Source organism: Janibacter sp. A1S7, from assembly GCF_037198315.1.
Classification (GTDB): domain Bacteria; phylum Actinomycetota; class Actinomycetes; order Actinomycetales; family Dermatophilaceae; genus Janibacter; species Janibacter alittae.
In genome coordinates this window covers 2553221-2570620 of sequence record NZ_CP144913.1, presented here as the reverse complement: position 1 = coordinate 2570620, position 17400 = coordinate 2553221, and the positions used below count along the sequence as shown (strand labels likewise).

The window sequence follows — 17400 nt, the reverse complement described above, 5'->3', positions numbered from 1 at the left end:
CGGGCTGGGTCACGCACCGTGGCCGGATGCGGCAGAATCGACACCAGCATGTCTTCCTCCCTCACTCCGCTCCTGAGCGCGATCGCCGGCCTGCCCGGACTCGCCGACATCCCCCGACACCGCGCCGGAACCGACCAGCTCGACATCGTCGCGCCGACGGGACTGCGCGCGCCGACGGTCGCCACGATCGGCGGTGCCGCCCCCGGTGACGCACCGCAGCTGATCATCACCTCGACCGCGCGCGAGGCCGACGACCTGTCGACCGCTCTGGGGGAGTTCGTCGACCCCGACCTCATCGCGACCTTCCCCAGCTGGGAGACCCTGCCGCACGAGCGCCTCAGCCCCCGCAGCGACACGGTCGGCCGCCGCCTCGCAGTGCTGCGCCGCCTGTCGCACCCGCAGGAGCAGGGCGCCGGACACGGACCCCTCGGCTACGTCATCGCCTCCGTCCGCGCGGTCCTCCAGCCGATCGCCAGGGGGCTCGGCGACCTCGAGCCGGTGACGCTGCGCGTCGGCGACGAACGCCCGTTGACCGATATCGCGCAGGCCCTGACCGACGCGGCCTACGTGCGCACCGACCTCGTCGACCGCCGAGGGGAGTTCGCCGTGCGCGGTGGGATCCTCGACGTCTTCCCACCGACGGAGGAGCACCCGATCCGGGTGGAGTTCTTCGGCGACACCGTCGACGAGATCCGCTGGTTCAAGGTCGCCGACCAGCGCAGTCTCGACGCGACCGAGGTCCTCTGGGCCCCGCCGTGCCGCGAGGTCCTGCTGACCGACTCCGTCCGGGAGCGGGCCGCGGCGCTCGCCGAGGATCTGCCCGGTGTCGCCGACATGCTCCACAAGGTGGCCGAGGGGATCGCCGTCGAGGGCATGGAGTCACTCGCGCCGGCCCTCGTCGACGGCATGGAGTCCCTGCTCGACGTGCTGCCGAAGGAGGCCGGGGTCCTCGTCCTCGACCACGAGAAGGTCCGGGCCCGCGCCCACGACCTCGTCTCGACGAGCGAGGAGTTCCTGCAGGCCAGCTGGGCCAACGCGGCCGCCGGCAACGTGGTGCCGATCGACCTGGAGGGTGTCCTCGGGACCGCCTCCCACTGGACCCTTGCGCAGGCCCGGGACCACGCGCTCGACCTCGGCCTGCCGTGGTGGAGCATCACCCCCTTCGCCGTGGACGAGGAGCTGGATGCGCTCGCGGCGGACATGGACGACCGCGTCGCCCACGACCACGTCGCGCTGCGGGTTCCGGCGGCCGAGCCGCCGACGTTCCGGGGCAACACCGAGGCCGCGGTCGCCCAGCTCGCCGAGTGGACCACCGCGGGCTGGTGGGTGCTCATCGCCACCGACGGCGCCGGCCTCGTCACCCGCGTCGCCGAGGTGCTGCGCGGCGCCGACGTCCCCACGCGGGTCGTCGGCGAGGAGGACGACCTCACGGAACTCTCCGAGGGCGTCGTCACCGTCACCCGCGCGAGCCTGGGCACCGGATTCGTCGCCGCCGACCACCGACTCGCGGTGCTCACCGAGGCCGACCTGCTGGGATCGAGCGGAGCCGGCGCCAGTACCCGCGACATGCGCCGGATGCCCTCGCGTCGGCGCAAGCAGGTCGACCCGCTCCAGCTGCGCCCGGGGGACCACGTCGTCCACGAGCAGCACGGTGTCGGGTCCTTCGTCGAGATGATCCAGCGCACCATCGGCGGCGCGACCCGCGAGTACCTCGTCATCGAGTACGCGCCCTCCCGCCGAGGGCACCCCGGCGACCGGCTCTTCGTGCCGTCCGACCAGCTGGACCAGGTCACCCGCTACGTCGGCGGTGACGCGCCCGCGTTGAACAAGATGGGGGGCAGCGACTGGCAGAAGACGAAGTCGAAGGCCAAGCGGCACGTCCGCCAGATCGCGGGTGAGCTGATCCGCCTGTACAGCGCTCGTATGGCCACGCCGGGGCACACCTTCGGCCCGGACACGCCGTGGCAGCGCGAGCTCGAGGACGCCTTCGCGCACATCGAGACGCCGGACCAGCTGAGCACCATCGACGAGGTCAAGGCCGACATGGAGAAGTCCTTCCCCATGGACCGGCTCATCTGCGGTGACGTCGGCTACGGCAAAACCGAGATCGCTGTGCGCGCGGCCTTCAAGGCCATCCAGGACGGCAAGCAGGTGGCCGCGCTCGTCCCGACGACGCTGCTCGTCCAGCAGCACCTCAACACCTTCTCCGAGCGGTACGCCGGCTACCCGGTGACGGTCAAGGCGCTCAGCCGGTTCCAGACCGACGCGGAGGCCAAAGAGGTCCTGGCGGGCCTGCAGGACGGATCCGTCGACCTGGTCATCGGTACCCACCGCATCCTCGGCAACGAGGTGAAGTTCAAGGACCTGGGGATGGTCATCATCGACGAGGAGCAGCGCTTCGGTGTCGAGCACAAGGAGCAGCTGAAGGCCCTGCGCACCAACGTCGACGTCCTGGCCATGTCCGCGACGCCGATCCCGCGCACCCTCGAGATGGCGGTCACCGGTATCCGGGAGATGTCGACGCTCGCGACCCCGCCGGAGGAGCGCCACCCGGTCCTCACCTTCGTCGGTGGTTACGAGGAGAAGCAGGTCTCCGCGGCCATCCACCGCGAGCTCATGCGCGAGGGGCAGGTCTTCTTCGTGCACAACAACGTCAGCACGATCGAGCGCACCGCTGCCCGGATCCGCGAGCTCGTCCCCGACGCCCGGGTCGAGACCGCTCACGGCAAGATGGGCGAGCACCGACTGGAGCAGGTCGTCCTCGACTTCTGGGAGCGGCGCTTCGACGTCCTCGTGTGCACGACGATCGTCGAGACCGGCCTGGACATCTCCAATGCGAACACGCTCATCCTCGACCGGGCGGACAAGTTCGGCCTGAGCCAGCTGCACCAGTTGCGAGGTCGAGTCGGGCGTGGCCGCGAGCGCGCCTACGCCTACTTTCTCTACCCGCCGGACAAGCCGCTGACCGAGACCGCGCACGACCGGCTGACCACGATCGCGAGCAACACGGATCTCGGCTCCGGCATGCAGGTCGCGATGAAGGACCTCGAGATCCGCGGTGCGGGCAATCTGCTCGGCGGCGAGCAGTCCGGCCACATCGCCGGAGTCGGCTTCGACCTGTACGTGCGGATGGTCGGCGAGGCCGTCGCCGACTTCAAGGGCGAAGGGGAGGCCGCGCCGGCCGAGGTCAAGATCGAGCTGCCGGTGGACGCCCACCTGCCGCACGAGTACGTGCCGGGGGAGCGGTTGCGCCTCGAGGCCTACCGCAAGCTCGCCGCCGCCGAGACCGAGGAGGACCTCACCGAGATCGTGGAGGAGCTCACCGACCGCTACGGCGAGCCGCCGGAGCCGGTGCGCAACCTCGTCGCCGTCGCGCGACTGCGCATCGTGGTGCGGGCCGCGGGCCTGACCGACGTCGTGGTGCAGGGCAAGAACGTGCGCTTCGCCCCGGCACGGCTCAAGGAGAGCCAGCAGCTGCGTCTGGCCCGGCTGTACCCGAAGTCGAGCTACAAGGAGGGCACCCAGACGGTGCTCGTCCCGAAGCCGATGACGGCGCGGATCGGGGGTAGCCCCCTTCGCGACACCGAGGTGCTGCAGTGGGCCACCGACCTGGTCGATCAGGTCATGCTCGACAATGTCATCGTGGACACTGGGGCGAACCCGCCCCGCGACACCTCGCGCTCCCGCTGAGGACGTGATGAAAGGACAGCCCGTGCCCGGCAGCAGACAACGACGTTCCGTCCGGATCGCAGCACTCGTGCTCGGTGGATCCCTGGCCCTCGCGGCCTGCGGCGCCGACGAGGGCCAGGAGGAGGACACCGGCTCGACCGCGACCGCCGCGATCGTCGAGGGCCACGAGATCACGGTCGGCCAGGCACAGCAGAGCAGCCGCGAGGTCGGGCAGGTCGTCGCCGCGCAGGCCCAGACCTCCGGGCAGCCGCCGCAGGAGGTGGGTCCGGACCAGCTGATCGGCAGCCTCATCCAGGTGCCGACGTTGATCGCCTTCGGCCAGGAGCACGGCATCGCCGTCCCGTCCGGCGCGACGATCAAGAAGCAGCTGGGCGACGCCGTCCTCTCGCCCTCCGAGACGACGGTGGACTTCTTCCGAGCGAACACCGTCTACTCACAGCTGAGCCAGAAGCAGCAGCAGCAGGTGGCCCAGCAGGTGCAGGATCTGGACGTCACCATCAGCCCGCGCTACCGTCCGGACAGCCAGAGCCCCAACTGGTTGAAGACGCCGACCACGGCCCCGGAGATGCCCTGACGGTGCCGCACCTGATCCTCCTGGCATCGAGTCCGCGGGTACCGGCGGGGCTCCTCAGCCGGGATGCCTGGCGTGCACTCGACGCCGCCGACCTGGTCCTGGCAGCGGACGTCGAGGAAGACCTTCCCCTCGCCCTCGCTGACGACGGGATCGCGGTGACGCCGATCGGCCACGAGCGAGTGACCGAGCGGGCGCGCGTGCTCGTGGAGTTGGCCGGCCAGCAGGAGACGATCTGGCTGGGCTCTGCCGACGGCGACCCCGGGCTGAGCGACGCGATCGCCACCGAGGTCTCCCGCCTCGACGAGGGGCCCGAGGTCGAGGTCCTCGTCGGGTCCTGGGACGTCGACGGCGGTCGACTCCTCGACGCCGTCGCGGTCATGGACCGACTGCGTGCACCCGGAGGGTGCGCCTGGGTGGCGGCGCAGGACCACGCGAGCCTGGCCCCCTTCGTCCTGGAGGAGGCGCAGGAGGTCCATGAGGCGCTCGAGGCCGTGATCGCCGATCCCGGGGACGCGAGGGTCCGCGAGGACCTGACCGACGAGCTGGGCGACCTGCTCTTCCAGGTGCTCTTCCACGCCCGGGTGGCCGCCGACCACACGCAGCAGCCCTTCGACGTCGACGACGTGGCGGCTGCGCTGGTCGACAAGCTCGTGCGCCGCAACCCGCACGTCTTCGGGAACGCGAGCGCCGAGACCCTCGAGGAGATCGAGGCGCAGTGGCAGACGATCAAGGCGCAGGAGAAGGCGGCCCGCAACAGCGGGACCTGAGGAGGCGAACCATGGGCCAAGGGATCAGCGTCGTCACCCTCGCCGTCGCGGACCTGTCGGCCACGCGTCGCTTCTACCTCGACGGGCTGGGGTGGACCGCCGAGCTGGACATCCCGGGCGAGGTCCTCATGGTCCGCGTCGGCCCATCGGTCAGACCGTGCTGCCGGCCTCCTGCCGGGACGAGACGCGCACGAACGAGCACGATCAGCAGATCGGCCCCGCAGTGCCCGGATGGGGCCCACCGCCCCGCCCGGAGACGGGCACGATCACCGGCGACCACTGCACCCTCGAGCCGCTGACGAGTGCGCACGCCGACGAGCTCTTCACCGAGGTCGGCGGTCAGCACAACGCCTCCCTGTGGACCTGGCTGGGTCAGGAGCCCGTCACCCGGGTGGCCCCCTTCGCGCAGTACGTCGCCGGGCGTCTGGACGCCGACACCGTCGAGGTGGTCGTCCGTGATGACGATGGCGTGGCCTGCGGGATCCTCTCCCTGATGCGGATCGACCCGGTCAACGGCTGCGTCGAGATCGGCAGCGTCCTGCTCGGGCCGCGCCTGCAGCGCACCACTGCGGCGACCGAGGCGATGTCCCTGCTGGCCCGGCACGTCTTCGACCTCGGTTACCGCCGCTGCGAGTGGAAGTGCGACGCCCTCAACGCGCCGTCCCGCAGGGCCGCCGAGCGACTGGGCTTCACCTACGAGGGCACCTTCCGCAGGCACGTCGTGACGAAGGGGAGGTCCCGCGACACCGCGTGGTTCGCCATGGTCGTCGACGACTGGCCGCGGATCCGGGCGGCGCACGACGCGTGGCTGGCCCCGGACAACTTCCACGCGGGCGTGCACCGGCGACCCCTGGTCGACCTGCTCGCCGAGGCCGGGGGTTAGGCTCCCAACGAATCAGTCAACGAGTGTCCTGACGTCAGGGGAGTCAATGAAGGTCGTCGTCATCGGCGATGTCAGTTGGGCCGGGCAATACCATCTGGGAGACGAGGCCATGACGGAGGCCGCCATCGACCAGCTGAAGCGACACGGCGCCGACATCACCCTCGTCGCCGGCGACCCGGAGCTGTCGGCCGAGTACTACCAGGTGGACACCATCAGGAGGCTCGGCTTCCGTAACGTCCCCCGGCCCAAGAAGATCACACTGCTGTCCACGCTCGAGTCCGCGCTCTCGGGTGAGGCAACGGTTCCCAAGGCCATGGCGCCGGCCGTCGACGCGGTACGCCGAGCCGACGCGCTGGTCATCGCCGGGGGTGGAAACCTCAACTCCACCGGTGAGCATCACCTGTTCGAGCGTTTGGCCCTGACTCGAATCGCTGAGTTCTTCGACGTCCCACTCTTCGTCTCCAGTCAATCCGTCGGCCCGCAGCTGTCGAAGGATGACCGGGAGATCGTCCGGGAAATCGCTGACTACTCTGTGGTGTTCGGTGTCCGGGAACGATCGTCTGCCCAACTGATGGAGGGGATCTGCGCGGAGCCCGACAAGGTCGTGCTCACCTTCGACGACGCCCTGCTCATCCCACAGATGGCGGCTTCGAGCGTGCCCGAGACGAAGATCACGCTGCCGCGCTCCTTTGTCGTGGGGAGCTTTACATACCATCCCGGAGCAACCGAGTTGCCGCCCAGAGATTACTACTACGAGGTGGCAGCGGCTCTGGACCACATCGTGTCCACCTGCGATGTCGACATCGTCCTGATTCCCCACATGGGCGTGCTCGGTCCCGGTGACACGAACGACCGGGACCGCCTCGGCCATGCACGCATTGCCGAGTTCATGGTGAGTGACCGGGTGCACCAGTTGCCGATGATCTCCGCCGCGCAGGCCGTCTCGGTGACCTCCGGAGCGCAGTTCACAGTGTCCACTCGGTATCATCCGCTCGTCTTCGGCCCCGCGGTTGGCGTCCCGGCAGTCGGGCTCGTGACGAGTCACTACTCGATGATCCGTATGCGCGGCGCCCTGGAGCACGTTGGCATGAGCACACTGGCCGTCCCGTACGAGGCGTGGAACGGCTTGTTCGGCCCCAAGGTGGTCAGTGCGATCTCCCGGGACCGCGAAGAACTGAAGGCACACCTGGATGAGGTGGGCGCGGCGTCGATCCGGTACCAGCGCGCCTGGTGGGACGGCATCGCCGCCCGTATCCGTGGCACCGGGGAGGTGATGACGGACGATGTGCCGACACCCCGGACATACGAATGGGGCACGCCGGCGGATCAGGACTCGTTGGCGGTGTTCGCCGGCATGCACGAGGCGCTCAACCGGACCAGGAACCGACTCGCGCTCCACGCCCAGGAACGGCGGCGAACGGCCAAGGAGCAGGCCGTGCAGCACAGTCAGCTGACCCAGGAGGTCGAGCGCCTCCGCAAGGATGGTCAACGGCTCAGGGACGAGGGTCGACACCTGGAGCAGGAACTGGCCAAGAGCACCGAGGCTGCGGCGACGGCACAGCGCTCCCTGCAGAGGCAGGTCGACGAGATCCGCTACAAGCAACGACCGCCCGGTGCAGCCATCAGGGACGGGGCGCGGCGCAGGCTTCGCCGGTGGCGCGCCGGCACGTAGCCGCCCACCCGCGCTGGGAGCGCGAGCGGGCTGCGGTGGGTCGCTCATCGGGGTCCTGCGGATGAGCGGATACCCTCGGGGGACCAGTCATCACGCACCACCAAGGAGCCGGTAGTGGCCAGCATTGAGGCAGTAGGCGCGCGCGAGATCCTCGACTCCCGCGGCAACCCGACGGTCGAGGTCGAAGTGGCTCTCGACGACGGGGTCATCGCCCGCGCCGCGGTCCCGAGCGGTGCCTCCACCGGTGCCTTCGAGGCGGTCGAGCGCCGGGACGGTGACCCGAGCCGCTACCTGGGCAAGGGCGTCGAGGATGCCGTGCGGGCCGTGGAGGACGATCTGATGCCGCGGGTCATCGGTTTCGAGGCGAGCGAGCAGCGCCTCATCGACGCCGAGATGATCGAGGCCGACGGGACCGCCAACAAGGGCTCCATCGGCGCGAACGCCATCCTCGGTGTCTCCCTCGCGGTCGCCAAGGCGGCTGCCGAGTCCGCGGGACTCCCGCTCTTCCGCTACGTCGGTGGTCCCAACGCCCACGTGCTGCCCGTGCCGATGATGAACATCCTCAACGGTGGCTCCCACGCCGACTCCAATGTCGACATCCAGGAGTTCATGATCGCGCCGATCGGCGCCCCGTCCTTCCGAGAGGCGCTGCGCTGGGGTACCGAGGTCTACCACGCGCTCAAGGCCGTGCTGAAGGACAAGGGCCTCTCGACCGGTCTGGGTGACGAGGGCGGCTTCGCGCCCGACCTCGGCAGCAACCGCGAGGCGCTCGACCTGATCATCGACGCCATCCGGGCGGCCGGGTACACCCCGGGCACGCAGGTCGCGCTCGCGCTCGACGTGGCGGCCAGCGAGTTCTTCTCGGACGGGACCTACACGTTCGAGGGGGAGCAGCGCACCGCGCGGCAGATGGCCGACTACTACGGCGAGCTCGTCGACGCCTACCCGCTGGTGTCCATCGAGGACCCGCTCAACGAGGACGACTGGGACGGGTGGCAGGAGCTGACCGCCCAGTTGCGTGACCGCGTCCAGCTGGTCGGGGACGACCTCTTCGTCACCAACCCCGAGCGGCTGCAGCGAGGCATCACGGAGTCCTCCGCCAACGCGCTCCTCGTCAAGGTCAACCAGATCGGCTCGCTCACGGAGACGATGGACGCCGTCGACCTGGCCCACCGCAACGGATTTCGCTCGATGATGAGTCATCGCTCCGGCGAGACCGAGGACGTGACGATCGCGGACCTGGCCGTCGCCACCAACTGTGGCCAGATCAAGACCGGTGCCCCCGCTCGATCCGAGCGCGTCGCGAAGTACAACCAGCTGCTGCGCATCGAGGAGGAGCTCGACGACGCAGCCGTCTACGCAGGCGCGGGTGCCTTCCCGCGCTTCGTGGGCTGACCCAGCTGATGATGGCCGGGACTCCTCGTCGCCGCTCTGCACGCGTCGGTGTGCAGAGCGCGACGCGGCGACCCCCGGCGCGCACCAGTCCGCGCCGGTACCCCGCTCGTGGACCCATCGGTGGCTCCGGCTCCGGGCCCACCCGCAGGGAGCCCCGCAGTGGGCCGGTGATGACCACCCGACGATGGGTGGTCCTCGGGTCGTTGATGACCCTGCTGGCCCTCATGCTCGTGCCCACGGGTAAGTCCTGGTACGACCAGCAGCAACGTCTCGACGAGCTGCACTCGCAGGTCGCGGCACAGGAGGCCCACGTCGACGAGCTGCAACGTGAACGCGATCTGTGGCAGACGGACGCGTACGTCGAGGCCCAGGCCCGCAAGCGGCTGAAGTTCGTGCGCCCCGGCGAGCGGACCTACACCGTGGTCGATCCCGAGAAGCCGATCGCGGACATCGACCCCGAGACCGGGACGGTGCAGTCGTCCGACACCCAGCCCTGGTACGAGAAGATGGCCGACTCGGCGAGCACGGCCGACAGGGCGGAGAACGACAAGTGACGAGCGACGAGCAGGGCAATGACCTCGCGCGGGTCCTCCCCGAGGACCTGAAGACCATCCACGAGCAGCTCGGGCGTCCGGCACGCAGTGCCGTCGACATCGCCCACCGGTGTCCGTGCGGGGGGCCGACCGTGGTCCGTACGGCTCCGCGCCTTCCGGGCGGAACTCCTTTCCCCACGAGTTTCTATGCCACGTGCCCGCGGTTGACGGGGGCGATCTCGACGCTCGAGTCCTCCGGGCTCATGGCACAGATGTCACAGCGACTGCTCGAGGACGAGGGCTTGGCCGCGCGCCACCGCGCCGCCCACGAGGACTACCTGGCACGTCGGGCCGAACTCGGTGAGGTGCCCGAGATCGACGGGGTCTCCGCCGGCGGAATGCCCACGCGTGTGAAGTGTCTGCATGTTCTCGTGGCACACTCTTTGGCTGCCGGTCCCGGGATCAACCCCCTCGGCGACGAGGCACTTGACCTGCTGCCCGAGTGGTGGCGCGCCAGCCCGTGCATCAGCACGGACGAAGGGAGCGACTGATGAGAGTCGCAGCAATCGACTGTGGGACCAATTCGATCCGCCTGCTGATCGCCGACCACGACACGGAGCGGAATGTCCTGACCGACGTGGCCCGTCGGGTCGAGGTCGTCCGCCTCGGTCAGGGCGTCGACACCACCGGCCGGCTGGATGACCAGGCATTGGGCCGAACCCTCGACATGTGCCGCGAGTACGCAGAACAGTGCCGTCACGAGCAGGTTCCTGCGGGCAACGTACGCCTCGTCGCGACGTCGGCCACCCGCGACGCGACCAACTCCGAGGACTTCGTGCTCGGCGTGCGAAAGGCGTTCGGCGAGCTGGACGTCACGCCCGAGGTCATCCTCGGAGAGGACGAGGCCCGGCTGGGCTTCATCGGTGCGACCGGCGCCCTGGCCGACGAGGGTTTCGAGGGGCCCTACCTCGTGGTGGACATCGGCGGGGGCTCCACCGAGGTCGTGCGCGGGACCCGGGACGTCGTCGCGGGCACCTCGCTGGACATCGGGAGCGTGCGTCTGACCGAGCGTCACCATCGCACCGACCCGCCGACCCAGGAAGTCATCGACGCAGCGCGTTTCGACATCGCCGAGGCACTTGATCAGGCCGAGGCCGCCGTGGGATTCGGCGGAGTCAACACCGTCATCGGACTGGCCGGATCGGTCACCACCGTCACCGCGCAGGCGCTCGGCCTGAGCGCCTACGACCCGGCTGCCATCCATCTGGCCGAACTCTCGGTCGAGCAGTACATGGAAGCCTGCGAGCGCCTCATCCTCAGCACCCGGGCCGAGCGCGCGGCACAACCCTTCATGCACCCCGGCCGCGTCGACGTCATCGGCGCCGGGGCGCTCATCTGGTACGAGCTCCTCGATCGAGTTCGTGGAGCAAACGGTCCCGACCTGGTCGTCACGACATCCGAGCGGGACATCCTCGACGGCATCGCATTGTCGATCGTCGTGCCGGACGAGCCGGAGGCCGAGGACCAGCAGTCGACCGGCTGAACTGCTGACGCCCCGTCGGATGCATTGTGCGCAACTGCTCAGGCTCTTGCAGCCTGTGGCGTAGTCCGCGGCGCCGAGATCCTGGAAGGACCGTGGTGCGGGCGGTGGGATTCGAACCCACACGTTCGACAGGAATTTTAAGTTCCCCGGCTCGCCAGTTGGCCTACGCCCGCTTGCGGTTGCGACTGCGATACGTCGGAGTCCGAGCATGGCAGTTGGGACAGAGTAGCTCCAGGCTCTCGAGCAGATCGTTGCCGGGGTTCCCATCCCGGCGTTCGAGCTCGAGCGGGATGGGCTGGCCCAGCCACTCCGTCCCGCCGCACGTGTTGCAGCTCCAGTCGAAGACCCCTTCGCGGATCAGCCGGACCTTCAGTCGGTAGGAGCGTGCCAAGGAAGTCGACGCGGACACGGCCGCCTCGAGCTCGTGGTCGGTCCACCTTCGCGTTCGTCCTGGCATGCCCATCACCATGCAGTCCATCGCGTCCACCGTCCGGAAGACGGGCGGTGTTCCATCAGACCAAGAGGCGCCTTCGGTGGGGGTTCGAGCCCCGCCGGGGGCATCTCGAGATAACACCTTGATCATTCCTTGGTGACTTCTCCCACATCGGCCCCGCTCCGGGGGTAGGGTCAGCCCCGCTGACGGACGGGTGCCCTTTCCGGCACCGGGCGCAACGGCGCACTCACCGTCAGGGAGTGAAGAGAAAGGTTCACCATGTCCTCACGTACGTGGCGCATTGCCGCGGCGACAGTCGCGGCCTCGGCCATGACGATCAGTGCCTGCACCACCTCCTCGACGAGCGGCGATGGCGACTCGGGTGGTGACGGCGACTCGGGTGGCACCCTCACGATCGGCACGACCGACAAGGTCGTCTCACTGGACCCCGCGGGGGCCTATGACAACGGTTCCTCGGCCGTGATGCAGCAGGTGTACCCCTTCCTGATGAACTCCGCACCCGGTGAGGCCGTGCCCGAGCCGGACATCGCCGCCTCCGCCGAGTTCACCTCGCCGAAGGAATTCACCGTCAAGCTGAAGGAGGGGCTGACCTTCGCCAACGGTCACGACCTGACCTCCTCGGACGTGAAGTTCACCTTCGACCGGCAGACCGAGATCGCCGACCCCGAAGGGCCGTCCTCGCTGCTGGGCAACCTGAACAAGACGACTGCGCCTGACGACCAGACCGTCGTCTTCCACCTGAAGGGCGCCTACGACCAGACTTGGCCGGGAGTGCTCACATCCGTGGTGGCGCCCATCGTCGACGAGGAGGTCTTCTCCCCGACCGAGGTCATGTCGGACAACGACATCGTGGACGCCAACCCCTTCGCCGGGCCGTACCAGATCGACAGTTACGACAAGAACAGCCTCGTGTCCTACAAGGCCTTCGACGACTACGACGGCATCCTCCCGGCCGCGAAGACCAAGACCGTCAACGTCAAGTACTACTCGGACGCGAACAACCTCAAGCTGGACATCGGCAATGGCAACATCGACATGGCCTACCGCACCCTCGGTCCCACGGACATCGAGGACCTGTCGAAGAACGACGACGTGAAGATCCACAAGGGTCCCGGCGGCGAGCTGCGGTACATGGTCTACAACTTCAACACCATGCCGTTCGGCAAGAAGACCGAGGACCCGGACCCGCAGAAGGCCCTGGCCGTGCGACAGGCCATGGCCGACTCGCTCGACCGCGAGGCTCTTGCGAAGCAGGTCTACAAGGGCACCTTCGAGCCGGTGTACTCATTCGTGCCGGAGGGTTTCGAGGGGCAGACCCAACCGTTGAAGAAGATGTACGGCGACGGTGAGGGCGGTCCGGACGCAGAGCGTGCCGCAGAGCGCCTGAAGGATGCCGGGGTCGAGACCCCGGTGACGATTCACCTGCAGTACAACACCGACCACTACGGCTCGTCCTCGGGTGAGGAGTACGCGATGATCAAGTCGCAGCTGGAGGGGACCGACCTGTTCAAGGTCGACCTGCAGTCGACCGAGTGGGTCCAGTACGGCAAGGACCGGACCAATGACGAGTACCCCGTGTACCAGCTGGGCTGGTACCCCGACTACTCGGACGCGGACAACTTCCTCACGCCGTTCTTCCTCAACCCGGGTAGCTTCCTCGCCCAGCACTTCAACGACCAGGAGATCAACTCGTTGATCAAGGAGCAGCGTTCGGAGCCCGACGAGGCCAAGCGCAACAAGCTGCTCGGTGAGCTGCAGACGAAGGTGGCGGAACAGCTACCCACCCTGCCGTTCCTCCAGGGTGCCCAGGTTGCGGTGGCGGGCAAGGACGTCAAGGGCATCATCCTCGACCCGTCCTTCAAGTTGCACATGTCCACCATCGAGAAGTAGGTCGTTGCCCCGCCCCGGTGGCACCGTGCAGTGCCACCGGGGCGGTCGGCGTCTCCCTTCGCTCGTCCACGTCCCACCCGTGTGCCGTGGACCCGGACCGAACCCAGCGCACCGAATAGGCAGGTATGACTTCAGCATCCATCGAGGTCGAGACCCGGGGTGAGCCCTCGCCGCCGACCGGCGGGACGAAGGCCAAGAAATCCGGTATCGGTCTCGGCACGTACATCGTGATCCGCGCCCTGCTGATCATCCCCACGGTGTTCATCCTGACCACGACCGTCTTCATCCTGATGCGGCTGACCGGTGACCCGATCACGGCCTCGGTCGGCGGGCGGCTCCCTCCGGAACAGCTGGCCGAGCGCATCCACGAGGCCGGCTACGACCGGCCGGTCGTCGTCCAGTACCTCGACTACCTGGGCGGCATCCTGCGCGGTGACTTCGGCACGACGATCAGTGACAACATCCAGGTCACCGAGTTGCTGACCCGGTACGGCACGGCGACGCTCGAGCTGGTCTTCTACGCACTGATCGTGGCCTTCGTGCTCGGGATCCCTCTGGGGATGCTCGCCGCCTACCGTCGTGACCACGGCACGGACGCCGGGCTGCGCGTCCTGGCGATCCTCGGCTACGCCACCCCGGTCTTCTTCGCCGGGCTGCTGCTCAAGTTGGTGTTCTCGGTGTGGCTGGACTGGCTGCCCGTCTCCGGACGGGTCACATCCAGCAACCAGCTGATCCTGCAGGGCGTGTCCGCGCCCACGCACATCTACATCATCGACGCACTCCGACTGGGCAACCTCGACATCGTCACGGACGTGCTCACCCACGCAGTCCTGCCGGCGATCGCCCTGGGGCTGCTCGTCGGCGGTGTCTTCCTGCGGCTGGTCCGCACCAACATGATCGGCACCCTCGGGCAGGACTACATCGAGTCCGGCCGATCGCGGGGTGTCAGCGAGCGTCGTCTGGTGACCAAGCACGCCTACCGCCCGGCGCTGGTGCCGATCATCACCGTCATGGGCATGCAGATCGCGCTCATGCTGGGCGGGGCGATCCTGACCGAGACGACCTTCGGGTGGCAGGGGCTGGGCTTCAAGCTGGCGGAGTACCTGCAGGCCCGTGACTTCGTGGCCGTCCAGGGCATCGTGGTCATGCTCGCGGTCATCGTCGCCGTGACCAACTTCATCGTCGACGTCCTGGCGGCGCTGATCGACCCGAGAGTGAGGTACTGATCGTGAGTGCACCCACCACCGCACCCTCGCGACCGCCGCTGCTGTGGCGTCTGCCCATTCTCTCCCACCTGAAGAAGAGCGTCGGCCTGCAGCGGGGCATGCTCGTCGCCGGTCTGGTCATGAGCATCGTGACCCTGGTCTGTGCCCTCTTCGCGCCGCTGATCGCGCCCTACGGCTTCTCCCAGATGAAGGAGGACGGCCGGGCCTTCGGCGCCCAGCAGCCACCCTCTGCGGAACACCCATGGGGGACGACCGTGGGCGGGTACGACGTGCTTTCCCGGACCATCTGGGGCGCCCAGACCGCAGTCGAGGTGATCGTCGTGGCGGTGGTCCTCTCGATCTTCATCGGGGTGGCCCTGGGGTTGGTGTCCGGGTACGTCGGCGGCTGGGTCGACCGCGTGCTCGTCGTCGTGGCGGACGCGATCTACGCGCTCCCGTCCCTGTTGCTGGCGATCGTTCTGGCGATCACGATCAGCGGCGGCCAGTCCAGCCGCTGGGGAGGCATCTTCGCGGCGGCCGGCTCGATCACCGTCGTGTTCATCCCGCAGTACTTCCGGGTGATCCGAGCCGAGACCACCCGACTGAAGGGGGAGGCCTTCGTCGACGCGGCGAGGGTGATCGGGACCCCGGCCCCACGGGTGATGTTCCGTCACATCTACCGCAACGCCACCCGGACCCTCCCGCTGATCTTCACCCTGAACTCGTCGGAGGCGATCCTCACGCTTGCCGGTCTGGGCTTCCTCGGCTTCGGCATCGAGCCCACTGCCGCCTCCGAGTGGGGATACGACCTGAACAAGGCACTGTCCGACACGACGAGTGGGATCTGGTGGACCGGTGTCTTCCCCGGCCTGGCCATCGTCTGGACCGTCCTCGGGGTGACCCTCGTCGGCGAGAGCATGAACGACCTGAACGACCCGCGTCTGCGTGGCCGCCGGCGTGCCAAGATCCGCAAGAAGACCGAGCCGTCCGAGAAGGTCACCGCATGAGCGCCACCACACCTGCGAGCACGGGCACCGACGAGCCGGTGCTGCGCATCGAGAACCTGCAGGTCACCTTCGCGACCGACCAGGGGCCGGTCGAGGCGGTCAAGGACGTCAGCCTCGACGTGGCCCCCGGCGAGGTGCTGGCGATCGTCGGCGAGTCGGGCTCGGGCAAGACGGTGACAGCGCGCAGCGTGCTCGGACTGCTCGCCGAGACAGCCACCAGCGAGGGCGCGGTCCTCGTGGGCCGGCATGACGTGCTGAGCATCTCCCGGCAGGAGATGCGACGGCTGCGCGGCACGGATGTCGCGATGATCTTCCAGGAGCCGTCGACAGCGCTGAACCCGGTGTACAAGATCGGCTGGCAGATCATCGAGGGACTGCGGGCGCACGATCGCACGCTGAGCAAGCAGCAGGCGCGCGACCGGACGATCAAGGCGCTGACGGACGTCGGGATCCCCGACGCCCAGAACCGCATCGACTACTACCCGCACCAGTTCTCCGGCGGGCAGAAGCAGCGCATCATGATCGCCATGGCGCTGGCCCTCAACCCCGGCCTGATCATCGCTGACGAGCCGACGACCGCGCTGGACGTCACGGTGCAGGCGGAGATCCTCGAGCTGCTGCGCGACCTGAGGGACCGCTTCGGCTCGTCCATCGTCCTGATCACCCACAACATGGGGGTGGTGGCCGACCTCGCCGACCGGGTTGCCGTCATGTACCGGGGAGAGCTGGTCGAGGAGGCGCCTGCGCAGGAGCTCTTCGCCAACCCCCGCGAGGAGTACACCCAGGAGCTGCTGGCGGCGGTCCCGCACCTGGGACGCCATTCGGTGTCGGCCTCCCTGACCGAGGACGAGCTGGCCGCCCAGCTGCGCGAGCCGATCGTGGTGCGGGCCAAGGATCTGGTGATCGAGTACCCGGGGCGACTGGGACAGAAGGCCTTCCGCGCGGTCGACGGTGTCTCCTTCGAGATCCACCAGGGTGAGGTGCTCGGACTCGTGGGGGAGTCCGGGTCCGGCAAGACGACCATCGGTCGGGCCATCGCCGGGCTGAACCGGATCTCCGGGGGGTCGCTGAGCGTCCTCGACCACGAGATGCTGAACTTCCGTGAGCGGGCCTTCATGCCGTTGCGGGAGCAGATCGGCTTCGTCTTCCAGGACCCGGCGGCGTCGTTCAACCCCCACCTCACGGTGGGGGAATGTGTCGCCGAGCCCCTCGCGGTCCACCGCAGCGACCAGAAGTCCTCCGAGCGGCGCGCGCGTGTGGCGGAGCTGTTGGAGGCCGTGCAGCTCACCCGCGCCCACGCCGACCGCTACCCGCACGAGCTGTCTGGCGGGCAGCGCCAGCGCGCCAGCCTGGCCAGGGCCCTCGCGCTGGACCCCAGGTTGCTCGTCGCCGACGAGCCGACCAGTGCGCTGGACGTCTCCGTGCAGGCGAGGGTGCTCGAGTTGTTCAAGGAGCTGCAGGCCCAGTTCGGCTTCGCCTGCCTCTTCATCAGCCATGACCTGGCGGTCGTCGACATGCTCGCGCACCGCATCGGTGTGCTCTACCGCGGTGAGCTCGTCGAGCAGGGCATCGGGACGCAGGTCCTCGAGGACCCGCAGGACCCCTACACCCAGCGACTGATCGCCTCGTTGCCGGTGCCGGACCCGCAGGAGCAGGAAGTCCGTCGGGAGAAGCACCGGCAGCTCCTCGAGCAGGAGGGCAGCTCGCACGCCTGAGGCAGTGCGTGGGGGTGTGCTCCGGAGGAGGGCAGGTGTCCGCGCTCCGCCGATCCGTGCCACGATGCTGCA

13 protein-coding genes and 1 tRNA gene are annotated in these 17400 nt (G+C 68.6%); 13 read left to right on the top strand and 1 reads right to left on the bottom strand.

The window, feature by feature from the left end:
* Positions 1-48: 48 nt before the first annotated feature.
* The 9 genes from mfd (at position 49) to V1351_RS12335 (ending at position 11057) form a co-directional block, all read left to right on the top strand.
* Positions 49-3690, top strand: a complete 3642-nt coding sequence (gene mfd / locus V1351_RS12375; RefSeq protein WP_338748502.1) for a transcription-repair coupling factor — start codon at positions 49-51, stop codon at positions 3688-3690.
* 22 nt (positions 3691-3712) lie between these two features.
* Positions 3713-4264, top strand: a complete 552-nt coding sequence (locus tag V1351_RS12370) for a hypothetical protein (protein WP_338748499.1) — start codon at positions 3713-3715, stop codon at positions 4262-4264.
* Positions 4265-4266: 2 nt separating this feature from the next.
* Entirely contained in the window at positions 4267-5031 is a 765-nt protein-coding gene (locus tag V1351_RS12365; RefSeq protein ID WP_338748497.1) for a MazG nucleotide pyrophosphohydrolase domain-containing protein, read from the top strand.
* 157 nt (positions 5032-5188) lie between these two features.
* The gene (locus tag V1351_RS12360; protein WP_338748495.1) at positions 5189-5914 is read left to right on the top strand and encodes a GNAT family N-acetyltransferase; all 726 of its coding nucleotides are present in this window, start codon (positions 5189-5191) and stop codon (positions 5912-5914) included.
* Positions 5915-5960: 46 nt separating this feature from the next.
* Positions 5961-7586: a polysaccharide pyruvyl transferase family protein gene (locus V1351_RS12355; protein WP_338748494.1), complete on the top strand. Its 1626-nt coding sequence runs from the start codon at positions 5961-5963 to the stop codon at positions 7584-7586.
* 114 nt (positions 7587-7700) lie between these two features.
* Positions 7701-8981 (top strand): phosphopyruvate hydratase, encoded by a 1281-nt coding sequence (gene eno / locus V1351_RS12350; RefSeq protein WP_338748493.1) that lies wholly within the window; start codon positions 7701-7703, stop codon positions 8979-8981.
* 170 nt (positions 8982-9151) lie between these two features.
* A complete protein-coding gene (locus V1351_RS12345; RefSeq protein WP_338748492.1) occupies positions 9152-9535 on the top strand; it encodes an FtsB family cell division protein in 384 nt (127 codons plus the stop codon).
* Positions 9532-10065, top strand: a complete 534-nt coding sequence (locus V1351_RS12340) for a DUF501 domain-containing protein (RefSeq protein WP_338748491.1) — start codon at positions 9532-9534, stop codon at positions 10063-10065. The genes V1351_RS12345 and V1351_RS12340 overlap by 4 nt, the downstream gene beginning before the upstream one ends.
* Complete coding sequence (locus V1351_RS12335) at positions 10065-11057, top strand: Ppx/GppA phosphatase family protein (RefSeq protein WP_338748490.1); 993 nt, start codon at positions 10065-10067, stop codon at positions 11055-11057. The genes V1351_RS12340 and V1351_RS12335 overlap by 1 nt, the downstream gene beginning before the upstream one ends.
* Before the next feature lie 93 nt (positions 11058-11150).
* Here V1351_RS12335 and V1351_RS12330 read toward each other — a convergent pair.
* Positions 11151-11230 (bottom strand) — tRNA-Leu (locus V1351_RS12330).
* A 539-nt stretch (positions 11231-11769) separates the two neighbouring features.
* Between V1351_RS12330 and V1351_RS12325 the strand changes: the two genes are divergently transcribed.
* From V1351_RS12325 to V1351_RS12310, 4 genes are all read left to right on the top strand, one after another.
* On the top strand, positions 11770-13401 hold the full coding sequence (locus tag V1351_RS12325) for an ABC transporter substrate-binding protein (RefSeq protein WP_338748488.1): 1632 nt from the start codon (positions 11770-11772) through the stop codon (positions 13399-13401).
* Between the two features lie 125 nt (positions 13402-13526).
* The gene (locus tag V1351_RS12320) at positions 13527-14627 is read left to right on the top strand and encodes an ABC transporter permease (RefSeq protein WP_338748487.1); all 1101 of its coding nucleotides are present in this window, start codon (positions 13527-13529) and stop codon (positions 14625-14627) included.
* 2 nt (positions 14628-14629) lie between these two features.
* Positions 14630-15613, top strand: coding sequence for an ABC transporter permease (locus V1351_RS12315; RefSeq protein WP_338748486.1), 984 nt, complete (start codon positions 14630-14632; stop codon positions 15611-15613).
* On the top strand, positions 15610-17328 hold the full coding sequence (locus V1351_RS12310) for an ABC transporter ATP-binding protein (RefSeq protein ID WP_338748484.1): 1719 nt from the start codon (positions 15610-15612) through the stop codon (positions 17326-17328). Before V1351_RS12315 ends, V1351_RS12310 begins: the two co-directional genes overlap by 4 nt.
* The last annotated feature ends 72 nt before the right edge of the window (positions 17329-17400 follow it).

What these genes read in the sequence shown, in the direction of transcription:
- V1351_RS12345 (WP_338748492.1), top strand. Translation starts at nt 9,152, where the DNA reads ATGACCACCCGACGATGGGTGGTCCTCGGGTCGTTGATGACCCTGCTG.
- V1351_RS12320 (WP_338748487.1), top strand. Translation starts at nt 13,527, where the DNA reads ATGACTTCAGCATCCATCGAGGTCGAGACCCGGGGTGAGCCCTCGCCG.
- mfd (WP_338748502.1), top strand. Translation starts at nt 49, where the DNA reads ATGTCTTCCTCCCTCACTCCGCTCCTGAGCGCGATCGCCGGCCTGCCC.
- V1351_RS12325 (WP_338748488.1), top strand. Translation starts at nt 11,770, where the DNA reads ATGTCCTCACGTACGTGGCGCATTGCCGCGGCGACAGTCGCGGCCTCG.
- V1351_RS12335 (WP_338748490.1), top strand. Translation starts at nt 10,065, where the DNA reads ATGAGAGTCGCAGCAATCGACTGTGGGACCAATTCGATCCGCCTGCTG.
- V1351_RS12355 (WP_338748494.1), top strand. Translation starts at nt 5,961, where the DNA reads ATGAAGGTCGTCGTCATCGGCGATGTCAGTTGGGCCGGGCAATACCAT.
- V1351_RS12310 (WP_338748484.1), top strand. Translation starts at nt 15,610, where the DNA reads ATGAGCGCCACCACACCTGCGAGCACGGGCACCGACGAGCCGGTGCTG.